The organism is Allobosea sp. FW305-C-101 (assembly GCF_058783685.1).
This window is the reverse complement of sequence record NZ_JBYSYT010000002.1, coordinates 384414-403069: the sequence shown is the minus strand read 5'-3', so window position 1 is coordinate 403069 and position 18656 is coordinate 384414. Positions and strand designations below refer to the sequence as shown.

At 67.0% G+C, this 18656-nt stretch carries 17 protein-coding genes; 6 read left to right on the top strand and 11 right to left on the bottom strand.

The genetic code is table 11. The annotated features are described in order from the left end of the window. The first annotated feature begins 99 nt into the window (after nucleotides 1-99). On the top strand, nucleotides 100-1338 hold the full coding sequence (locus tag AC3WMA_RS09465) for an MFS transporter (RefSeq protein ID WP_492285131.1): 1239 nt from the start codon (nucleotides 100-102) through the stop codon (nucleotides 1336-1338). A gap of 70 nt (nucleotides 1339-1408) precedes the next feature. Here the strand turns inward: AC3WMA_RS09465 and phbB are convergent, their stop codons facing one another. From phbB to AC3WMA_RS09450, 3 genes are all read right to left on the bottom strand, one after another. Then, nucleotides 1409-2134, bottom strand: coding sequence for an acetoacetyl-CoA reductase (phbB, locus tag AC3WMA_RS09460; protein WP_492285130.1), 726 nt, complete (start codon nucleotides 2132-2134; stop codon nucleotides 1409-1411). Between the two features lie 143 nt (nucleotides 2135-2277). Beyond that, nucleotides 2278-2493 (bottom strand): DUF1737 domain-containing protein, encoded by a 216-nt coding sequence (locus AC3WMA_RS09455; RefSeq protein WP_291658038.1) that lies wholly within the window; start codon nucleotides 2491-2493, stop codon nucleotides 2278-2280. A 16-nt stretch (nucleotides 2494-2509) separates the two neighbouring features. Beyond that, the gene (locus AC3WMA_RS09450) at nucleotides 2510-3688 is read right to left on the bottom strand and encodes an acetyl-CoA C-acetyltransferase (RefSeq protein ID WP_492285129.1); all 1179 of its coding nucleotides are present in this window, start codon (nucleotides 3686-3688) and stop codon (nucleotides 2510-2512) included. Between the two features lie 307 nt (nucleotides 3689-3995). On the opposite strand from AC3WMA_RS09450, the gene phaR reads away from it, so the two are divergent. Further along, the gene (phaR, locus tag AC3WMA_RS09445) at nucleotides 3996-4598 is read left to right on the top strand and encodes a polyhydroxyalkanoate synthesis repressor PhaR (RefSeq protein ID WP_257731039.1); all 603 of its coding nucleotides are present in this window, start codon (nucleotides 3996-3998) and stop codon (nucleotides 4596-4598) included. 194 nt (nucleotides 4599-4792) lie between these two features. Here phaR and AC3WMA_RS09440 read toward each other — a convergent pair whose 3' ends face one another. Then, a complete protein-coding gene (locus AC3WMA_RS09440; RefSeq protein ID WP_492285128.1) occupies nucleotides 4793-6400 on the bottom strand; it encodes an EAL domain-containing protein in 1608 nt (535 codons plus the stop codon). Between the two features lie 123 nt (nucleotides 6401-6523). Between AC3WMA_RS09440 and AC3WMA_RS09435 the strand changes: the two genes are divergently transcribed. Then, the gene (locus AC3WMA_RS09435; RefSeq protein WP_492285127.1) at nucleotides 6524-6856 is read left to right on the top strand and encodes a hypothetical protein; all 333 of its coding nucleotides are present in this window, start codon (nucleotides 6524-6526) and stop codon (nucleotides 6854-6856) included. A gap of 142 nt (nucleotides 6857-6998) precedes the next feature. On the opposite strand, the gene AC3WMA_RS09430 is transcribed toward AC3WMA_RS09435, so the two are convergent. From AC3WMA_RS09430 to mtgA, 4 genes are all read right to left on the bottom strand, one after another. Then, on the bottom strand, nucleotides 6999-8693 hold the full coding sequence (locus AC3WMA_RS09430; protein ID WP_492285126.1) for an EAL domain-containing protein: 1695 nt from the start codon (nucleotides 8691-8693) through the stop codon (nucleotides 6999-7001). A gap of 378 nt (nucleotides 8694-9071) precedes the next feature. Further along, complete coding sequence (locus tag AC3WMA_RS09425) at nucleotides 9072-9638, bottom strand: hypothetical protein (protein WP_492285125.1); 567 nt, start codon at nucleotides 9636-9638, stop codon at nucleotides 9072-9074. Nucleotides 9639-9768: 130 nt separating this feature from the next. Next, nucleotides 9769-9954 (bottom strand): 50S ribosomal protein L32, encoded by a 186-nt coding sequence (gene rpmF / locus AC3WMA_RS09420; RefSeq protein ID WP_047582212.1) that lies wholly within the window; start codon nucleotides 9952-9954, stop codon nucleotides 9769-9771. A gap of 169 nt (nucleotides 9955-10123) precedes the next feature. Then, on the bottom strand, nucleotides 10124-10771 hold the full coding sequence (gene mtgA / locus AC3WMA_RS09415; protein WP_492286079.1) for a monofunctional biosynthetic peptidoglycan transglycosylase: 648 nt from the start codon (nucleotides 10769-10771) through the stop codon (nucleotides 10124-10126). 147 nt (nucleotides 10772-10918) lie between these two features. On the opposite strand from mtgA, the gene AC3WMA_RS09410 reads away from it, so the two are divergent. After that, the gene (locus AC3WMA_RS09410; protein WP_492285124.1) at nucleotides 10919-11866 is read left to right on the top strand and encodes a polyprenyl synthetase family protein; all 948 of its coding nucleotides are present in this window, start codon (nucleotides 10919-10921) and stop codon (nucleotides 11864-11866) included. 262 nt (nucleotides 11867-12128) lie between these two features. Here the strand turns inward: AC3WMA_RS09410 and AC3WMA_RS09405 are convergent, their stop codons facing one another. Both AC3WMA_RS09405 and AC3WMA_RS09400 read right to left on the bottom strand, forming a co-directional pair. Next, nucleotides 12129-13370 (bottom strand): histidine kinase, encoded by a 1242-nt coding sequence (locus AC3WMA_RS09405; protein ID WP_492285123.1) that lies wholly within the window; start codon nucleotides 13368-13370, stop codon nucleotides 12129-12131. A 31-nt stretch (nucleotides 13371-13401) separates the two neighbouring features. Further along, on the bottom strand, nucleotides 13402-14694 hold the full coding sequence (locus AC3WMA_RS09400; RefSeq protein WP_492285122.1) for an adenylosuccinate synthase: 1293 nt from the start codon (nucleotides 14692-14694) through the stop codon (nucleotides 13402-13404). Between the two features lie 305 nt (nucleotides 14695-14999). On the opposite strand from AC3WMA_RS09400, the gene AC3WMA_RS09395 reads away from it, so the two are divergent. Together AC3WMA_RS09395 and AC3WMA_RS09390 are read left to right on the top strand one after the other, a co-directional pair. Beyond that, nucleotides 15000-16196, top strand: coding sequence for a M20 aminoacylase family protein (locus tag AC3WMA_RS09395; RefSeq protein WP_492285121.1), 1197 nt, complete (start codon nucleotides 15000-15002; stop codon nucleotides 16194-16196). 123 nt (nucleotides 16197-16319) lie between these two features. Next, the gene (locus AC3WMA_RS09390) at nucleotides 16320-16904 is read left to right on the top strand and encodes a tyrosine phosphatase family protein (protein ID WP_492285120.1); all 585 of its coding nucleotides are present in this window, start codon (nucleotides 16320-16322) and stop codon (nucleotides 16902-16904) included. A 16-nt stretch (nucleotides 16905-16920) separates the two neighbouring features. Here AC3WMA_RS09390 and AC3WMA_RS09385 read toward each other — a convergent pair whose 3' ends face one another. Next, on the bottom strand, nucleotides 16921-18609 hold the full coding sequence (locus AC3WMA_RS09385) for a mucoidy inhibitor MuiA family protein (RefSeq protein ID WP_492285119.1): 1689 nt from the start codon (nucleotides 18607-18609) through the stop codon (nucleotides 16921-16923). Nucleotides 18610-18656 lie beyond the last annotated feature (47 nt).

Sequence of the window (18656 nt, the reverse complement as noted above, 5' to 3'; positions counted from 1 at the left end):
GCTGCTCCGGACAAGGCTCGACGCATTGAGCCCACATTCGCCGGCTAGCCCTGTGCCGATCGGGTCGACCTTGGTCGGCCGCCGCGCAGGGATTGGCCGATGCTGCTTCAGATCGGAACGCTGATCGCCGCGACCAGCCTGGTGCAGCTCGCGAACGGCTTCTTCAATACCTTCCTGTCCTTGCGGCTGACGCTCGAGGATTTCGGCCCGGCCGCGACCGGCATCGTGCTCAGCGCCTATTTCGTCGGCTTCACCATCGGCGCCGTGTCGAGCGGCGGCGTGATCCAGCGCGTCGGCCATATCCGCGCCTATACGGCCTTTGCCGGGCTGGTGGTGGTCGCGACCGCGCTGATGCCGCTCTGGACCTCCGCACTGGTCTGGGCTGCCTGCCGGGTGGTGATCGGCATCGGCTGCGTCGGGCTTTTCGTGACGACCGAGAGCTGGCTCAACGCCAAGGCGATGCCGGACCAGCGTGGCCGCATCTTCTCGACCTATATGGTCGGGACCTTCCTGGCGTTGGCGATCGGTCAACTTGCCGTCGCCGGGCTCACGATCCAGGCGGCCGGGGCGTTCCAGGTCGTCATCGCGCTCTTCGCGCTGGCGCTGGTCATGGTCAGCACGACGCGGGCGGAAGCGCCCGGCCTCAAGCCCGAGGCGGGGTTGCGCTACGGCGAGCTCTCCCGGCAGGCGCCGATCTCGGTCGTTGGCTGCGTGGTCAGCGGCATCGTGACCAGTGCCTTCTACGCGCTGGTGCCGGCCTGGATGCTCAGTAACGGCGCGCCGCAGCAGACGATCGCGCTGTTCATGCTGGTCGCGGTGCTGGGCGGGCTTGCCTTCCAGGTACCGGTCGGACGGCTGTCTGATCGCAACGACCGCCGCCTCGTGCTGGCAGGGCTGGCGGTCGGCTATGCGGCGGCGGTGATCCTGCTGGTGGCGATGCCGCGCTCGCTCCTCGCGGTGCTGCCGGTGGCGGCGCTGCTCGGCGGCTTCATGTCGACGCTCTATCCGGTCTGCGTCGCCCATGCTCTCGACCGGATGCCGGCCGACCGCGTGGTCGCGGTCAGCGGGCGCTTGATCCTGGTCAGCGGCTTCGGCTCGGCGCTCGGGCCTCTGGTCGGCGCCGGCATCATGGCGCGCTTCGACATCGACGGGCTGCTCTATTTCATGGCGGCGATCGCGCTGGCGCTCGCGGGGTTCGCCGGCCTGCGCATGCGGATGCGCGAGGCGCCGGACAAGGTCGAGCGGCCCTTCGAGGTGATCGACCCGCTCAATCCGGGGATCACGCAGACGCCCGAGGCGACGGAGACCGACGGCACGCCGCGCCCCGCCATGGCCTGACCGGAAAGCAGAACCGCCGCCCGTTGCCGGGCGGCGGTTCCAAATGCTCGATGGGGTATGGCTGACCCGATCAGGCCATGTTCTGACCGCCATTGGCGGAGAGGGTCGAGCCGGTGATGAAGCCGGCATCGTCGCTGGCCAGGAACACCACGGCGCGCGCGATCTCCTCGGGCTCGCCGAGGCGCCCGACCGGGATATGCGGCAGGATCGACTTCTCGATCACGGCCGGGTCGATCGCCTTGACCATCTCGGTCGCGATATAGCCGGGGCAGATCGCGTTGACCGTGATGCCGGCGCGCGCGCCTTCCTGGGCCAGCGCCTTGACGAAGCCGATATCGCCGGCCTTGGCGGCGGAGTAGTTCACCTGGCCCATCTGGCCCTTCTGGCCGTTGATCGAGGAGATGCAGATGACGCGGCCGAACTTGCGGGCGCGCATGCCTTCCCAGACCGGGCGGGTCATGTTGAACAGGGAGTTGAGGTTGGTGTTGATCACCGCGTCCCACTGCTCCTTGGTCATCTTGTGGAACATGCCGTCGCGGGTGATGCCGGCATTGTTGACCAGGATGTCGACCGGGCCGAGATCGGCCTCGACCTTGGCGATGCCGGCGACGCAGGAATCATAATCCGAGACGTCCCATTTATAGGTCTTGATGCCGGTCTCGGCGGTGAACCTGGCCGCCGCCTCGTCATTGCCGGCATAGCTCGCGGCGACGCTGTAGCCAGCCGCCTTCAGACCCTTCGAGATCGCCTCGCCGATACCGCGCGAGCCCCCCGTAACCAATGCCACCTTCGCCATAGGCCAGTCTCCCTTTTCGTGATCGGTCCAGATCGTTGTGCGTTCTTACAGACGCGAATTGGCGATCCAGTTCTTTGTTTCAGCATCGGATTGACCCGAAAAGTGCACTCCGCTTTTCGGTCCGATGCTTCGGCTTGCCGCCGTTATTGTTCAGACAGTTTCAGGGTGGGCGCGTAATCCGCGTCCACATCCTTGATGATGGCCTGGCCACAGATGACACGGCCCTGGACCGTGTCGAAGGTCAGGGTGGGCTGGCCGTAGAGCGACCAGCCGAGGCTCAGCGCTTCCGAGACCCGATGACAGAAGGAGGCGTCATCGGGGCCGGTGAGATAGCGGTAGAGCGTCGTGCGCTTCGCCATCGGCGGGGCGCTTGTCTCAGCGCTCCACGGCCATGGCGACGCCCATGCCGCCGCCGATGCAGAGCGTGGCGAGGCCCTTCTTGGCGTCGCGCTTGGCCATCTCGTGCAGCAGCGTCACCAGCACGCGGGCGCCGGACGCACCGATCGGGTGGCCGATCGCGATCGCGCCGCCATTGACGTTGACGATGTCGGGGTTCCAGCCGAGATCCTTGTTGACCGCCAGAGCCTGCGCCGCGAAGGCCTCGTTGGCCTCGACGAGATCGAGATCGCCGACCTTCCAGCCGGCCTTCTCGAGCGCCTTGCGGGTCGAGGGGATCGGGCCGGTGCCCATGATCTGCGGATCGACGCCGGCCGTCGCCCAGGAGGCGATGCGGGCGAGCGGGGTGAGGCCGCGGCGGGCCGCTTCCTTGGCGGTCATGATGACGAGCGCGGCGGCGCCGTCATTGAGGCCGGACGCATTGCCGGCGGTCACCGTGCCGTCCTTCGAGAAGGCGGGGCGCAGCTTGGCCATGGCCTCGATCGTGGCGCCATGGCGCGGATACTCGTCGCTGTCGACGACGATGTCGCCCTTGCGGGTCGAGATGGTGACCGGTGCGATCTCGTCCTTGAACCGGCCGGCCTTCTGCGCGGCCTCGGCCTTGTTCTGCGAGGCGACGGCGAAGCGGTCCTGCTCCTCGCGGCTGATCTGGTACTTGGTCGCGACGTTCTCGGCGGTCGTGCCCATGTGGTAGCCGTGGAAGGCGTCCCAGAGGCCGTCCTTGATCATGGTGTCGACGAACTTGACGTCGCCCATCTTGGTGCCGGCACGCATGTAGGAGGCGTGCGGGGCGAGCGACATCGATTCCATGCCGCCGGCGACGATGATGCTGGCATCGCCATTGGCGATCTGCTGCAGGCCGATGGCGACCGTGCGCAGGCCCGAGCCGCAGAGCTGGTTGAGGCCCCAGGCGGTCTTCTCCTGCGGGATGCCGGCGGCCATGGCCGCCTGACGGGCCGGGTTCTGGCCCTGGCCGGCGGCGAGCACCTGGCCCAGCACGACCTCGTCGACCTCGGCCGCCTCGACCTTGGCCCGCTTCAGCGCTTCCTTGATCGCGACGGCGCCGAGATCATGGGCGGGAGTGTTGGCAAAAGCGCCGCTGAAGGCGCCGACCGCCGTGCGGGCCGCACCGACGATCACGATATCCGAATCTGCCATGAGAGGGTTCCTCGCTTTGTTGTTGCGGTTGCGCCGCTCCCGCCGGCTCAACCGTTCCCCGCCACCTTCGAAGCCTGCTGCGGCGCCGTCAAGACGGGCAAGACGCGAAATCGACCGGGGCGTCGTCAATCGGGTGACGTAAGGGAGGGCGTATCCCTGCGGTTGCAGGGGCTTCGGCGGATTTTTGCAGCGCCCGCTCAAAGAGCTTGCGGTGCAGCACCGACAGGCTATCGTCTGCCCATGGGAGACCGTTTCGCAGAGCACGCCGGAACCACCGGCGGCCGCGGATCAACGTCAAGCAGGACCGATGGCCAGCGATAAAGAACCGACCGTCATCAAGAAATACGCCAACCGGCGTCTCTATCATACGGGCACCAGCTCCTATGTCACCCTGGAGGATCTCGCCGGGCTCGTGCGCTCGGGCGAGGATTTCGTCGTCTATGACGCGAAGTCGGGGGAAGACATCACCCGCTCGGTGCTGGCGCAGATCATCTTCGACGAGGAGGCCAAGGACGGGCAGAACCTGCTGCCGATCGCGTTCCTGCGCCAGCTCATCCGCTTCTACGGCGACAGCATGCAGGCTCTGGTGCCGCGCTACCTCGAGTTCTCGATGGAGAACCTCACGCAGGAGCAGAGCAAGTTCCGCGAGCAGATGACCAAGGCCTTCGGGGGCTCGGCCTTCGGCGGCAACGCGCTCGACGCCATCCAGGCGCAGACGCGGGCGAACATGCAGATTTTCCAGGACGCGTTCCGGCTGTTCAACCCGTTCACCGCGGCGGCGCAGGCCAAGCAGGAAGCGGCGGCCGGCGCGAAGCCCGCGGCGGAAGCGGCCAGCGGCGACATCGGCGATCTCAAGCGCGAGCTCAACGAGATGCGCGAGCGGCTGGACAAGCTGTCGCGCTCGCGTTGAGGCGAGCCTGACGATTTGGGGCCGCGCTCCCGGGTACCGAGGGCGCGGCTTCTTTGTCTGCGAGTGGTCGGTGCCGCGAATGTCTAAGTTGGGGCGAAGGCGGAATTTGCAGCCATTACGTTCCATTTTACCCGATGCCCGATCAGCTTACGCTATGCTGATAGGCGTGAGAAACAATGCGGAAAGCGTATATTTCAAGCCGATTCGACTTGTTCTGGAATGATTGGCTTGGCCGGTTGATCCAAGTGTACAGAGGCAAAATTGTTGAAGGGAACCGGCCGGCCAAACAAATATCCCTGCATATAATCCACGCCGAGCTTTTCGAGATATTCGCGTTGCGCCGCCGTTTCCACGCCCTCCGCGATGAGGGCGAGCTTCAACCTTCCTGCCAGATCGGCGACGATGTCCAGGATCTGACTGGATAGCGACTCCGCCCCAGCCTTCGCTACGAAGCTTTGATCGATCTTCAGGGCATTGACGGTGAACCTTTGCAGGTAATCTAGGCTGGAGTTTCCGGTTCCGAAATCGTCCAGGGCGACTTGAACGCCGATCCGGTCGAGTTGCATGAACAATTCATCGGTTAAAGGAGTAGCCGGAATAGCCTCACGCTCTGTGAGTTCGACGAACATAACCACGGAATCCGGGGGAAATGGCTCAAGGAAAGCCTGGCATCGTTCGAGAAGCTCCATGCTCTTGCAGTGGGCTGCGCAAATATTGAAGCCGATGTGAAATCGAGCCGGAAGCCTCGACAACTGGCTGCTCAGATCGCGCTTAACCTGCTCCATCAGACGATAGGTCATCGGCACGATCAGACCAGTGCGTTCGGCCAGCGGGATGAATTGGTTCGGCGGGATGAGCCCCTCGCTTGGGTGCATCCATCGAACAAGCACTTCGGCCCCGGCTAGCTTGCCGGATTCGGCAAGCACAATGGGTTGATAGAATGGGACGAACTCGTCGGCCTCGACCGCGCGCTGCAGTTCGGCTGTCAGGGAACTGTGCCGCGACGCGAAGCGATGGACCGCGTAGCCGGACAACACCCCCAGCAACACAAGCAGCAGCCAGGACGGCCAATATTCCGTCGCCAGATTCTGCCAGATGCGGCCCTTGTCGTAAGCGACCCCGACGGTGAATGGATAGGCGGTCGACTCCATGAAACTGGCGACTGCTTCTCCGGTACCCTCGAACGCCGCAGTGACCACGCCCTTGGGCCCAACCCAGTTTCCATTGATGCCGACCTGGACCGTGAATTCCCTGACGCCCAGGCTCAGCACATCGAAAAGGTGCTGTCCGTCGATGCCGACGAGAACGGAGCCGGATTGTGTTGCCTGCCGGTAGACGACCAAGGCCCGGCTCGGGGTCACCTGATTGCCGGTCATCAATCGCAATCGCCCATCGGCGTAGGCTTCTGCCTCCTCCGCATAGTCGACAGAGCCTTCGAGGGATGAGCAGTAGATCCTGCCGTTCTCTGCGAGGTTCAGCGAACGCACGAAGGGATGGGCCGTCACGCCCAATCTCAGGCCGAGACCGGCGGACGCACATGAACTGCCGACGAGGCTCGTCACTTCTCCTGCGGCGTTATTCGCATGGGTGAAAATGGCAGCGATGCGCGTGGCGACGAATTCATGAATGTCGGCTGCCTCGGCCTCGATGGCCTGGCGAGCCTGCCATGACAAGACTGGCAGCCCAAGCAACGGAGGCAACAAGCCTGCGAGCGCCACGAATGCCGCATGGCGAAATTTGCCCCTCAGGCGCCTCGCGGACGGCCACTCGTGCCCGCTTCCATATGCCGTTCCCTTGGCCATTTTTATTCAGGCCTTCCTGCCGTTGTGACGGAGCCTGCTTCAGAAGCTGACGGTATATGTTCAAGGCGTCGTAAAATTTCTGGTGCGAGAACGGCGACGAGTTTCTCGTTTCATGGGTAGCTGGTGCGACTGATAGACACCAATCAGCTTCGCGTCCTCAGCCTCGCCATGTTGAAGCACCAAAACGATATTCATTCGCTGACGATGGCCTTGGCCGGCAACTTCCGCATCAGTCAGGAGTGGATGTCGATCTCAGGGATCAGCGTGTTCCCTGATCAGCGCGTCCCAAGCGGGGAGGTCATCCTCAGCATCCTCGTTGCCTCGAAACAGCGAGTACCCAACATATCCATCTTAAAACACATCGATCCCAATCCGCTGACCGACGACAGTCGCACCGACCATGACGCTGTCGTAGCGATGACGATCCAGCCGGAAGTGGATTTCTGCTTCCTCTAGGAGGCGGTCATTCGATAGAGTTCATGGCTCATGTTGTTGATGCCTAGCGCTTACGTGCCGCCCTAACCAGAAAACAGTTACGTTAGTAGCGGGCTGGAAGCGGTCCCGGACCAGATGTCGGAATGACCGCCGCGCGCCTCCCTCAACCGGCCGCGCGCTTCCGGTAGCTCGCCTGCTGCACCGGAGCATGCAGCTCCGCGCGCCCCACGAGATGACCCTGCAGATAGGTGACGCCCCAGTCGCGCAGCATGCTCGCCTGCATCTCGTCATCGACCCATTCCGCCACCGTCTCGACGCCGAGATGGCCGGCGAGCTCGACCAGCGTGCGGACATAGAAGCGGTCGTCGGTCGAGCGGCGCAGGTTCTGGGTGAAGGCGCCGTCGATCTTGAGGATGTCGATCGGGAAGGCGCGCAGGTGCCGGAGCGAGGTGTGGCCGGCGCCGAAATCGTCGATCGCGACCCGCGCGCCCTGGTCCTTGATGCGCCCGAGCAATTTGGCGATGCGGGCGGGGCTTTCGATCGTCGCCGTTTCCGTGATCTCGACGATCAGGCGCGAGGCCTTGCCGCGCGCGGCCGACGTGCAGGCGATGAAGGCGTCGAACCATTCGGGGTCGTTCAACGAGCGCGGCGAGACGTTGACCGAGAGGTTGAGCGTGGGATCGGCGCCGAGCATCTCGATGGCGAGTTCGAGTACGCGCTGGTCGAACAGCCGGACGAGGCCGCGCCGCTCCAGCATCGGGATGAGCTCGGCCGAGGCGAAATAGAGCCCGGTATCGCCCTGGCCGACGCGCAGCAGCGCCTCGTGGAAAGCGACCTCGCGCGAGCCCGTGCGGACGATCGGCTGCAAGGCCAGCCGCACGCGGCGGTCGTTCAGCGCCGCAATGGCCTGTACGTCGAAGCCGGCCTGCTCGGTGCCGGGGCTGCGGCGCGGCTGGGGTTTGGCGGTGACGGCGGTGTCGATCGACCCGGCGCGGGCGCTCGCCAGCGCACCTTCGGCGGCGGCCAGCAGCGTGCCGCCATGGCTGCCGAGTTCGGGGGCGCTCGCTGCGCCGACGCGCAGCCGCACCAGCGCGATGCCGTGGCTGGTCTCGATCGCGGATTGCGCGACCACCTTGATGAAGCGGCGGGCCGCCTGCTCGACCTGCTCCGGCGGGCAGCCGACGAGGAGGATGGCGAAGCTGTTGCCGGCATAGCGGACGAGATGGTCGCGCCGGCGCGTCACCGAGCGCAGGCGCTCATGGACGGTGCTGATGATCTCGTCGGTGGCCTCATGGCCGAAATCGTCGTTGAGGCGCGCAAGTTCGTCGATGGCGGCGACGAGGACGACGACCGGCCGTTCCGCCGGGAGGTGTTCCTGCAGGGCCATGCCGATTCGCTCGACCAGCGCCGGGCGGTCGCAGAGCTCGTTGCCGAACTGCTCGAGCTCGTCGGGCCGGGCGGCGCGTTCGAGCCTGAGCACGCCGCGCGCGCTCGCGGGATAGCCGTCGCTGCCGGCGAACCAGCGGCCGGTATCCTCGGCCCACATCTTGCGGCCGGCGAGATCGATCGCGTAGCGGGTGCGGTAGATGACGCCTTCGCCCCGGTCATGCTCGCTGGAGCAGAAGATCGCGTCGTAGCGGCTCGGGCCGCTGCCGGGCTCGACCAGGCCGGCGAAGGCGAGGCCGCGCTGCATGGCCTGCTCGGGAATCGCGCCGAGCACTTCGGCCGCATTCGGGCCCCAACTCAGCGTGTCGCTCTGGATATCCCAGCCATAAACCACTTCGCCGATCGAGGAGAGGATGCTGCGGGGATCAACCGGGCTGCCGTTCTGGAAGCTGAAGATCGACGGGGAGGGCATCGGTCGGCCTCTAGAGGACGGCCGCGGAGCCCCGTTCTGGTGCTTCGTCGCCCTGTCCATGAGATGGGAAGTGCTTCGAAACGATGCGGTATTTCAGATTAACGCGGCGTTAAGGCTGGCCGGCGCCTTGCAACAAGAACTCCGTCACGATTGACCTGTGCCGGAGTGAGACATGGCCGAGGCCGGAAGCTGGAGCGAAGGGAACGCCGCCGATGCCAACGCATCCGCGCTGGTGCTCCTGCAGGCGGCTGCGGCCCGGGCCGAGATCGGGCCGTTCGCCCGGCGTGGACGAGCGAGCCCGCAAGCGGCTGCCGGCTTCTACCGGGCGACGGCGCGGCTCCTGCCCGAGAGCCGTCGTGGGCTCCCGGGGCCCGATGGTCAGGGCTGGGGATGGAAGGCGCGGATGCGCCCGCCCAGGACGGCATAGTTCGTCAGGACGGTTTCCTGATCTCCGGCATCGGAATAGCCGCTCTCGCGCCCCTGACACGAAGCCAGCGCGAAGCGGTTGATCTGGACGACCTTGTCCGGCCGCGTCGAGCCGGGCAGCGGGACGTTCTGCTCGATGACCTCCAGCAGCGCTCCAGGGACGATGACACGCAGGACGATCGCCGTGTGATGGGCCAGTCGCAGCACGAGCGGCGGGCGCGCCCTTCCTCCCGGGCCGCTGAGGAAGTCGATGACGCGGGCCGTCTTCTGGACGCTGTAGTTGTGAAGCTGAAGGATATCGCCGGCCGTGACGGACGCCGGGTTCGGTTCGTCGTCGCCCCAGACATAATCGGCGCTTGCCGAGAAATGCGGTGTGAGCTGGCGGGAGCTTCTGGCGCCGTTCGCCAGCAATGCGTCCTCAGCCAGCGTCCAGCATTCGCCATTGCCGTGCTGGGAGCCGACCCGCCGCTGCCTCAGCCAGGCAACGATTCGGCCGTTGAGCGCTGGGTGACAGGTCATCGCGGCCCCCTTCTGGTACGACTATGACGTTAGGTCATTGTCGCGTCGAGGCCGATGCGGGTTCAGATGGCGGCGCAAATAAAAAAGGCCGGCGCAGGCGCCGGCCTTTTTGGAAGTCCGTGACGACGCCTCAGGCGTCGGTCTTGACCTTCAGGACCTGACGGCCGCGATACATACCGCTCTTCAGGTCGACATGGTGCGGACGGCGCAGCTCACCCGAGTTCTTGTCCTCGATATAGGTGGGCTGCTTCAGGGCGTCGGCCGAGCGGCGCATGCCACGCTTCGACGGCGACGTCTTTCTCTTCGGAACGGCCATTGTACTTCTCCATCATGCCACCGCCCGGACGCTGGCCCAAGGCCACGCATCCGCCACGGCGACGGATCAATCTCGTGAGGCGTTGGCCTTACACGGTCAGGGCGAGGATTGCTAGTGCCGAATCCGGATTTCTTCGCCGGCATGGCCCAGGCAGCTGATATCCTGTCGATCAGCCGGGCAGGGCGCAATCCCCGAGCGATCCGAGCTGGCCGAGCTGGCGCAGGCTGCGGCCGGCAGCGGATTGCAGGGCGCGATTCGGCTTGGCCGGGTTGCGCAGCAGCGGATTGGGCAGGGCGCCGGCAAGGCGCGCGGCTTCAGCCGGCGTCAATCGGGCTGCCGGCTTGCTGAAATAGCGCTGCGCTGCGGCCTCCGCCCCGAACAGGCCCTCGCCCCATTCGGCGACATTGAGATAGACCTCCATCACGCGCGGCTTACCCCAGGCGAGGTCGATCGCCATGGCGAGCGGAATCTCCAGCCCCTTGCGGATGTAGGAGCGGCCCGGCCAGAGGAAGACGTTCTTGGCGGTCTGCATGGTCAGCGTCGAGGCGCCGCGGCTCGGCCCGTCCTCGTTCTCCAGCACCTTGTTCAGCTCGACCCAGTCGACGCCGCGATGGCTGCAGAAGCGCTGGTCCTCAGAGGCGATGACGGCCCTGATGAGATGTGGGGAAATCTGGTCGAGCGGCACCCAGTCGCGCTCGACGGGCTTGAGCACCAGCCAGCGGCCGAGCATCAGCGTCGAGGGTACGGGCACGAATCGGTAGAGCAGGATCGCCGCCGCGAGGGCGAGGAGCAGCCAGAGGGCGATCCGGAAGCACAGGCCGAGAACCCTACCCAGCACCTTGCTTCACCCCCGCTCCCGTTTGACGGCCCGGCCATGACGGCCCGAGCCCAAGGCGGCGCAGCTTGACGGTGTGGCAAACGTCCGGCAAGGCCCCCCTTCCGGCAGCGAACGCGAGACCTGCGCATGAGTTCCGTCCTCCCTCCGGCAAGCCCTGGCGATCTCGACGCCCGGCTGGCGCAGAATGCAGCCGCCATCGAGACGCTGCTGGAGGCGCTGCTGTCCGATGTCGCGGCTCCCGGCGAGATCGCGCGCCCGCCCCGCCTCGTCGCCGCGATGCGGCATGGCGCTCTGGCCGGCGGCAAACGGCTGCGGCCTTTCCTGACGGTTGAGACGGCGCGGTTCCTCGGGGTTCCCGCCGAGCAGGCACAGCGCGCCGGCGCCGCGGTCGAGCTGCTGCACTGCTATTCGCTGGTGCATGACGACCTGCCGGCAATGGACGATGACGACCTGCGGCGCGGCCGGCCGACGGTGCACAAGGCCTTCGACGAGGCGACGGCGATCCTGGCGGGTGATGCCCTGCTGACGCTCGCCTTCGAGGTGCTGGCCGATGAGGCGACGCATTCCGACGGTGCGGTGCGCGCGGCCCTGGTGAGCTGCCTCGCGCGAGCCTCCGGATGTGGGGGCATGGTCGGCGGCCAGATGTTCGACCTTGCCGCTGAAGGGCGCTTCGAGGCGGTGCGCGGCGCGCTTCCTGAAGCCGAGATCCGCCGGCTCCAGGCGATGAAGACCGGGGCGTTGCTGGCGGCGAGCGTCGAGATCGGTGCAAGGCTCGGCGGTGCCGATGCGGCGGCGTTGGCGGCGCTCGGCCGCTATGGCCGGGCCTTGGGCGCGACCTTCCAGGTCGCCGACGACATCCTCGACGTCGAATCGGATGCCGAGCAGATGGGCAAGGCGACGGCCAAGGACGCGGACAAGGGCAAGGGCACGCTGGTCGGCGCGCTCGGGCTGGACGGCGCCAAGCGCGAGCGCGACCGGCTGAGCGCCGAGGCGGTGGCGGCGTTGTCAGGCTTCGGGGCCGAAGCGGATGTGCTGCGGGCTGCGGCGCGCTTCGCGGCCGAGCGGAAGAGCTAGTAAGGGCACCGCGTTGCGGTTGGTCAGTACGAGGCTGTAGTCACATCAAAAAGGGGCGCGGGATCCCCTCTCCTGTAAGGAGAGGGGTAGGGGTGAGGTGTCGGCCGCTCGACCAATTATGCACGCCTTGATCGCCGCTGCGGTGAGGACACGGTTTAAGCGTCCAACGGCCTACACCTCACCCTGCCCTCTCCTTACAGGAGAGGGTTCCCCGCGCTATCCGCGCGTCTCTGGAAAAGGGTGCGTCCGACGTGCCGCGCCTCTACCGCCAGCGGCCGAAGGCGTCGGCCAGTGTCTGGCTGCCGGAGACGCCCTTCTCGAAGGTGATGATGCCGCGCCGGCCGGAGGCGAAGCGCACGGGCACGTCGATCCAGCTGCGGCTGAGGATGAGGTCGATATTGCGCTCGACCTCGACCGGAACATTCGAGAGCGCGGCCACGAAGAGATTGTCGCCCAGCGCCGAATTGATCGCCGAGAGCGGCGCGCCACGCTCGCCTTCCACGCTCTTGAACTGGGGAACGCCGACTTCCTTGACGGTCTGGGAAGCCGGGTCGCCGGTGCTGGTGAAGCGCAGTCCGATGATGTGCGAGGCCGGGAAGGCCGAATCGGTGTTGCGGCGGATGGTGAAGTCGAGGCTCAGGCCGACATCGGGAATCTCGACGGTCGCGCGCACGATGGTTTCGATCGGACGGCCCTGGCCGGCGCTCTCGCTGTCGAGGCGCCAGAACACGCGACCGGTCGAGGTCTGCGGCTGCTGCGGGGTCTCGGGCACCTCGATGAAGAGGACGGCGCGCTGGGCGACCGCGATCTCGCCGCCGGGCTGCGGCACGGGTGTGCCGGGCGCGTTGTTCGGCTGGTTGCCGGTAGGCCGGTTCTGCTGCGGCGTGCCGGGTTCGCCGGCGCGCTCGGCGATCTTGCCGGCATTGTCGGGCTGGGCCGGTTGGGTCCGCTGAGCGGCATCGCTGTTCGGGCGCGGAGTGTCCTGGGGCCGCAGCTTGTGGACATAGATGGCGGTGGCGGCGATGGCCGCGACCGCGACCGCGACGACGCCGCCGACGACGGCGGAGCGGATATGGCCGGGCTTCACGCGCCGCTCGCGCGGCGGCTGCACCCGGGGGCGCGCCACTTGCGACTCGGCCGGCTCAGGCAAGGGCTCGCCGTCATCCTGCCCTGCTGGGGCAGGGAGCGGCGCGAATTCCGGCGCCTTCTTCGGCGTCGGCGGGCGGATCGGCAGCGTCGGGCTCTCGATGGTGCGGATCACCGGGCCGTCCGATGCCGGCGGCGGCGCAGGAGCCTCGTCGTAATCCGCCTCGATCCGGGCGACCGCCTCGTCGAGCGCCAGGCGCTCGCGCATGATCTCGGCCTCGCTCAGCGGCGGGTCGAGCCCGCGCAACTGCGCGACGAGCGCAGCCCGCGCCCGGTCGTAGATGGCGCGCCGGGCCTCCGGGGAGGTTTCGGGCAGCCCGGCGACCGCACGCGCCAGGATCGGATAGAAGTCGGCCATTGGCCTCACTTGTCGCTGATGAAGCCCGCCGTCAACCCTCGAAAGGGTTGTGGACGAGGATCGTATCGTCGCGCTCCGGGCTGGTGGAGAGCACGGCGACGGTGGCGCCGATCAGCTCCTCGATGCGGCGGACATACTTGATCGCCTGCGCCGGGAGGTCCGCCCAGGAGCGGGCATTGGCGGTGGAGCCTTCCCAGCCTTCGATGGTCTCGTAGATCGGCTCGACGCGGGCCTGGTCGTTCTGGCCGGCCGGCAGATGCTCGAGGATCTGGCCGTCGAGCTTGTAGCCGACGCAGACCTTGATCTCCTTGAAGCCGTCGAGGATGTCGAGCTTGGTCAGCGCGATGCCGTCGATGCCGGAGGTCTTGACCGTCTGGCGCACGAGACAGGCATCGAACCAGCCGCAGCGGCGCTTGCGGCCGGTGACGACGCCGAATTCCTTGCCCTTGGTGCCGATCAATTCGCCGATCTCGTCGAAAAGCTCGGTCGGGAAGGGGCCTTCGCCGACGCGGGTGGTGTAGGCCTTGGCGATGCCAAGCACATAGCCGACCGCCGAGGGGCCCATGCCCGACCCGGTCGCGGCCTGGCCGGCGACGATGTTCGAGGAGGTGACGAAGGGATAGGTGCCGTGGTCGACGTCGAGCAGGGCCCCTTGAGCACCTTCGAACAGGATGCGCTTGCCGGCGCGACGCTCGGCATCGAGCAGCGCCCAGACCGATGTGGCATAAGGCAGCACCTCGCCGGCGATCGCCTTGAGCTGGCCGAGCAGCTCGCCGGCATCGACCTCGCCGATGCCGAGGCCGCGGCGCAGCGCGTTGTGATGGGCGAGCAGGCGCTCGATCTTGGCCTCGAGCAGCGCCTCGTCCTTGAGGTCGATGACGCGGATGGCGCGACGGCCGACCTTGTCCTCATAGGCCGGGCCGATGCCGCGCTTGGTCGTGCCGATCTTCATGCCGGCATTCGAGGTCTCGCGGAAATGGTCGAGCTCGCGGTGCAGCGGCAGGATCAGCGTCGCGTTGTCGGCGATGCGCAGGTTGTCCGGGGTGATCGCCACCCCTTGCGCGCGCAGCTTGCCGATCTCCTCGACGAGGTGCCAGGGATCGACGACGACGCCGTTGCCGATGACCGAAAGCTTGCCGGGGCGGACGATGCCGGAGGGCAGCAGCGAGAGCTTGTAGACGACGCCGTCGATGACCAGCGTATGGCCGGCGTTATGGCCGCCCTGGAACCTGACGACCACATCGGCCTGGCTGGAGAGCCAGTCGACGATCTTGCCCTTGCCCTCGTCGCCCCACTGGGCGCCGACCACCACAACATTCGCCATGAGCGAGGTGTCCCTGCTGTTACCGCGTTGCCTTGTGCAAGCGGCCCGCGCAAATGCAAAACCCCGGCGCAAGGCCGGGGTTTCGGGGCAGGTCCTTGCAAGCCCTCATGAGCCAACACGGCCCGCAGGTCAAGTTTTTCGGCAGCCAGGGCCTCGATTTGGCTGGATAAACTGCCGGAGCATGGCCGCCCTGCAGCATCTGCGCAGTGATGCTGCCACAATCGGGCGTAAGGGCTATGGGTCAGCAGGCGGCACTGGAGGGGCCATGCCGCGTGCCGCCCACAGGAGAGGGGATTTCACCGACCATGACGAAGCTCGACGCCTGGCTCGACCAGCATCACGCCGCCTTCACCGCGATCCGCCGCGACATCCATGAGCATCCCGAACTCGGCCTCGAAGAAGTCCGTACGGCCAAGCTCGTCGCCGACAAGCTTCGTGAGTGGGGCGTCGAGGTCACCGAGAATGTCGGCAAGACCGGCGTCGTCGGCGTGATCCGCGGCAACAAGCCCGGCCGTGCCGTGGGCCTGCGCGCCGACATGGACTGCCTCGCGCTCGATGAGACGACGAACCTGCCCTATTCCTCGAAGAATCCGGGCCGGATGCATGCTTGCGGCCATGACGGGCACACCACGATGCTGCTCGCGGCCGGGCGCTACCTTGCCGAGAACCGGGATTTCGAGGGCACCGTCAACCTGATCTTCCAGCCGGCCGAGGAAGGCCGCGGCGGCGCCAACGCGATGCTCGCCGACAAGCTGTTCGAGCGCTTCCCCTGCGACGCGATCTACGGCCTGCACAACACGCCCGGCATGGCGCCCGGCACCTTCGGCACCACGGTCGGCCCGTTCCTGGCGGCGGCGGATTTCTGGAAGGTCACCTTCCACGGCGTCGGCGGCCATGGCGGCTCGCAGCCGCATCGCTCGACCGACATCACCTACGCGCAGGCGCATTTCGTGCTCGGCCTGCAGGGCATCATCGGCCGCAACGTCGCCCCGCTCGACACGGCGGTGATCAGTGTCGGCTTCATCCATGGCGGCGACGTCAACGCTTCGAACGTGATCCCCTCCGAACTCGTCATCGGCGGCACGGCGCGGACCTACTCCATGGAAGTGCGCGACATCGTCGAGCGGCGCATCGCCGAACTTGCGGCAGCCACCGCGCAGGCCTGGGGCTGCAAGGCGGAGGCCTATTACCATCGCGGCACCAGCCCGCTGGTGAACGAGGCCGAGCAGGTGCGGGTCGGCGTTGCTGCAGCCACGGCGGCGGTGGGCGCCGAGAAGGTCAACGGCCAGCTCCGGCCCGGCACGGGCGGCGAGGATTTCGCCGAGATGATGCTGGTGCGTCCGGGCGCCTTCATGCGCATCGGCAACGGCGTCAACCCGGACGGCTCCTTCGTCGGCCTGCATACGCCGCTCTACGACTTCAACGACGAGATCATCCCGGACGGCGTGCGCTACTGGGTCGGCGTCGTCGATCAGGAACTCGGGCAGGCCAAGGCCGCCTGATCAGGAATATCGCGGCCGGCCCTTCGGGGCCGGCCGCGATCATGCAGGGCAGCCCGTCATTTCCGGTGGTTGTATAGCCGGCGCAAGAGCGCTAGGCGGCGGGCTCCGTAGCGGAGGCGCGCCATGAAGACCCTGTCCATCTCGACCCTGACGATCTGCGGCATCGAGGAATTGCCCGGCAACAGCGCCCGCGAGGTGACGCATGTGCTCTCGGTGATCGATCCCGACCGGGCCGAGATCGACGCTTTCGGGACCTATGGCGAGCACCACCGCGTCACGTTGCGCTTCCATGACATCATCGATCCGAAGCCCGGCCAGACCATGCCGACGCCGGAGCATGTCGGCGAGATCATCAACTTCGGCGAGGGCCTGCGCGAGACCGCGACGGGCCGCGTGAAGGGCCATCTCCTCGTGCATTGCCACATGGGCATCTCGCGCTCGACGGCGGCGATGATGACCCTGATGGCGCAGGCTGATGCGGCCGAGGACGAGGATGCGCTGTTCGCCCGTCTGCGCGAGATCAGGCCACAGGCCTGGCCGAATTCGGTGATGATCGGCTTTGCCGACGAGCAGCTCAGCCGCGGCGGCAGGCTCACGCAGGCGCTGCGGCGGCACTACGCCCACCAGATCGAGGCGCAACCCAAGTTCCGCACCTGGATGAACGATCTCGGCCGCAAGCGCGAGATCGAGATGGGTTTGGGGCTCTGAGGCTAGGGCTGCCGGCCTACCGCCCCGGCAGCGGCTGCTCCTCGTAAGAGAGCTCGCGGTCGCCCGGCCATTTGATGCGGTAGGCGAGCTTGATCTCCTTCTCGGCACCGGGTGCCAGATCGAAGGTCCAGGAGGCGACACCGCGGCGGTCACCGACCTGCTTCTCGGTCGGTGGCGTGGTCTGGGCGGCGATGGTCTCGACCGTGATCGCGCTGCTCTCCGAGAAGGGGATGCGCTCCAGCACGGTGATCCTGACCGGCTTGGCGTGCAAGCTCTTCACCACCGTGCGGAACTCGCGCAGATCGGTGCGGGTCTGGCCGAGCCAGCTCGGCTCGTTCTCGCGGCGCTTCACCGGCGCGAACGAGACCTTGATGCGGTCGTCGGCGCCGAAGCCGAGCTCGACCTTGTCACCCGGTGCGACGAGGTTGAACTGGCCCATGCCGACATAGGTGCCGTCGCGATGCAGCGCGACGCGCCCGGCCAGCAGTGGCGCCTCCTCCTCATGGGTGAAGCCGGCCTCCAGATAGGCCTTCTGTTCCAGCTCCGGCACGGTGCGGGCAGCGAGCGTCGCTTCCGCCTTGCGCTGGGTCAGCGTCACCGTCTTGGAGCTGCCGTCCTGCGGGATCGTGGCGCGGCCGGGCACCTGGAAATTCGCCTGATAGGCGCCGGCCTCAATCGTCGCGACCTGAATTTCGGCGGGCTTCGGCGCGGCGGAGCGCTGCGACTGCTTGGCCAACGTGTCCGCCGCCACTTCGGCTTCGGCTTTGGCGCGGGCCGCCATGGGAGCGGGCGCGGCACCGAGGCGCGGGCGGCTCTCATAGACCACCGGCGGCTCGAAGAAGGCGACCTGCATCGGGGTAAGGTCCGGCGCGCGGGTGCCCCCGGCTGAGCGCGTGGTCGAGAGCGCGAGCGCGACATCGTCCCAGGCCTCGCCGGTGCGCTGGCGGATCTCGGCGCGGCGCGTCAGGGCGATTTCCGGCTTCTCGCCGGTCGTGGTCAGGCGCGCCTCGTAGGTCGGCGTCCAGTTCGCGCCGGTGACGCGATAGGTCACGGTGAACTCCGCCGCGACCGGCTGCAGCGCCTCGACGGAGATGGCGACGTCGCGCTTCGGCGCGCCGGGGCGGCCGGCCTGCGGACGGGCGCGCTCCAGCGCCGCGATCTCGGCCTCGACATCGGAGAGGCGGTTGCGGGTGCCGCGCAACTCGTCCTGAACCTTGACCAGCGCGGTGCCGATCGCCTCGAACACCGCCGGCCAGTCGGCAACCGGCAGGGCCTTCCCGTCGGGGCCGAGCTTGTCGGGGCCGACCTGCGCGAAGCGCTCGATCGTGTCGCGCTTCGCTTCGATCGCGCTGATCTGGCCGGAGAGCTTCTCCTTCTCGTCGCGGAGCGTCTTGAGCTTCTCCTCCAGCACCGTGTCGAGAACGGGCCTGGCATCGCCCGGCGTGACGCGGACATCGACCGCGCCGACCGAGAACGAACCGTCACCCTTGCCTTCAACACGTATCGAGGCGGGATCGATCGTCGCCGGCAGGCCGCGCAGCACGATCTGCGAGACGCCCTGCAGCAGGTCGGCCTTGCCGAGCCGCGTCACCACAGCGCCGTCCGGAAAGACCGTGACGCGGTCGATCCGGCTCGTCAGTTCGGTCTCGGCCGCAGCGGCGAGGCCGGGCGCGAGAATCAGGGCGGCGGCAATATGGCTTCGCATCGAAATCATCCCCTCCAGATCGCAATCACGTCGCCGTGATAGACGCT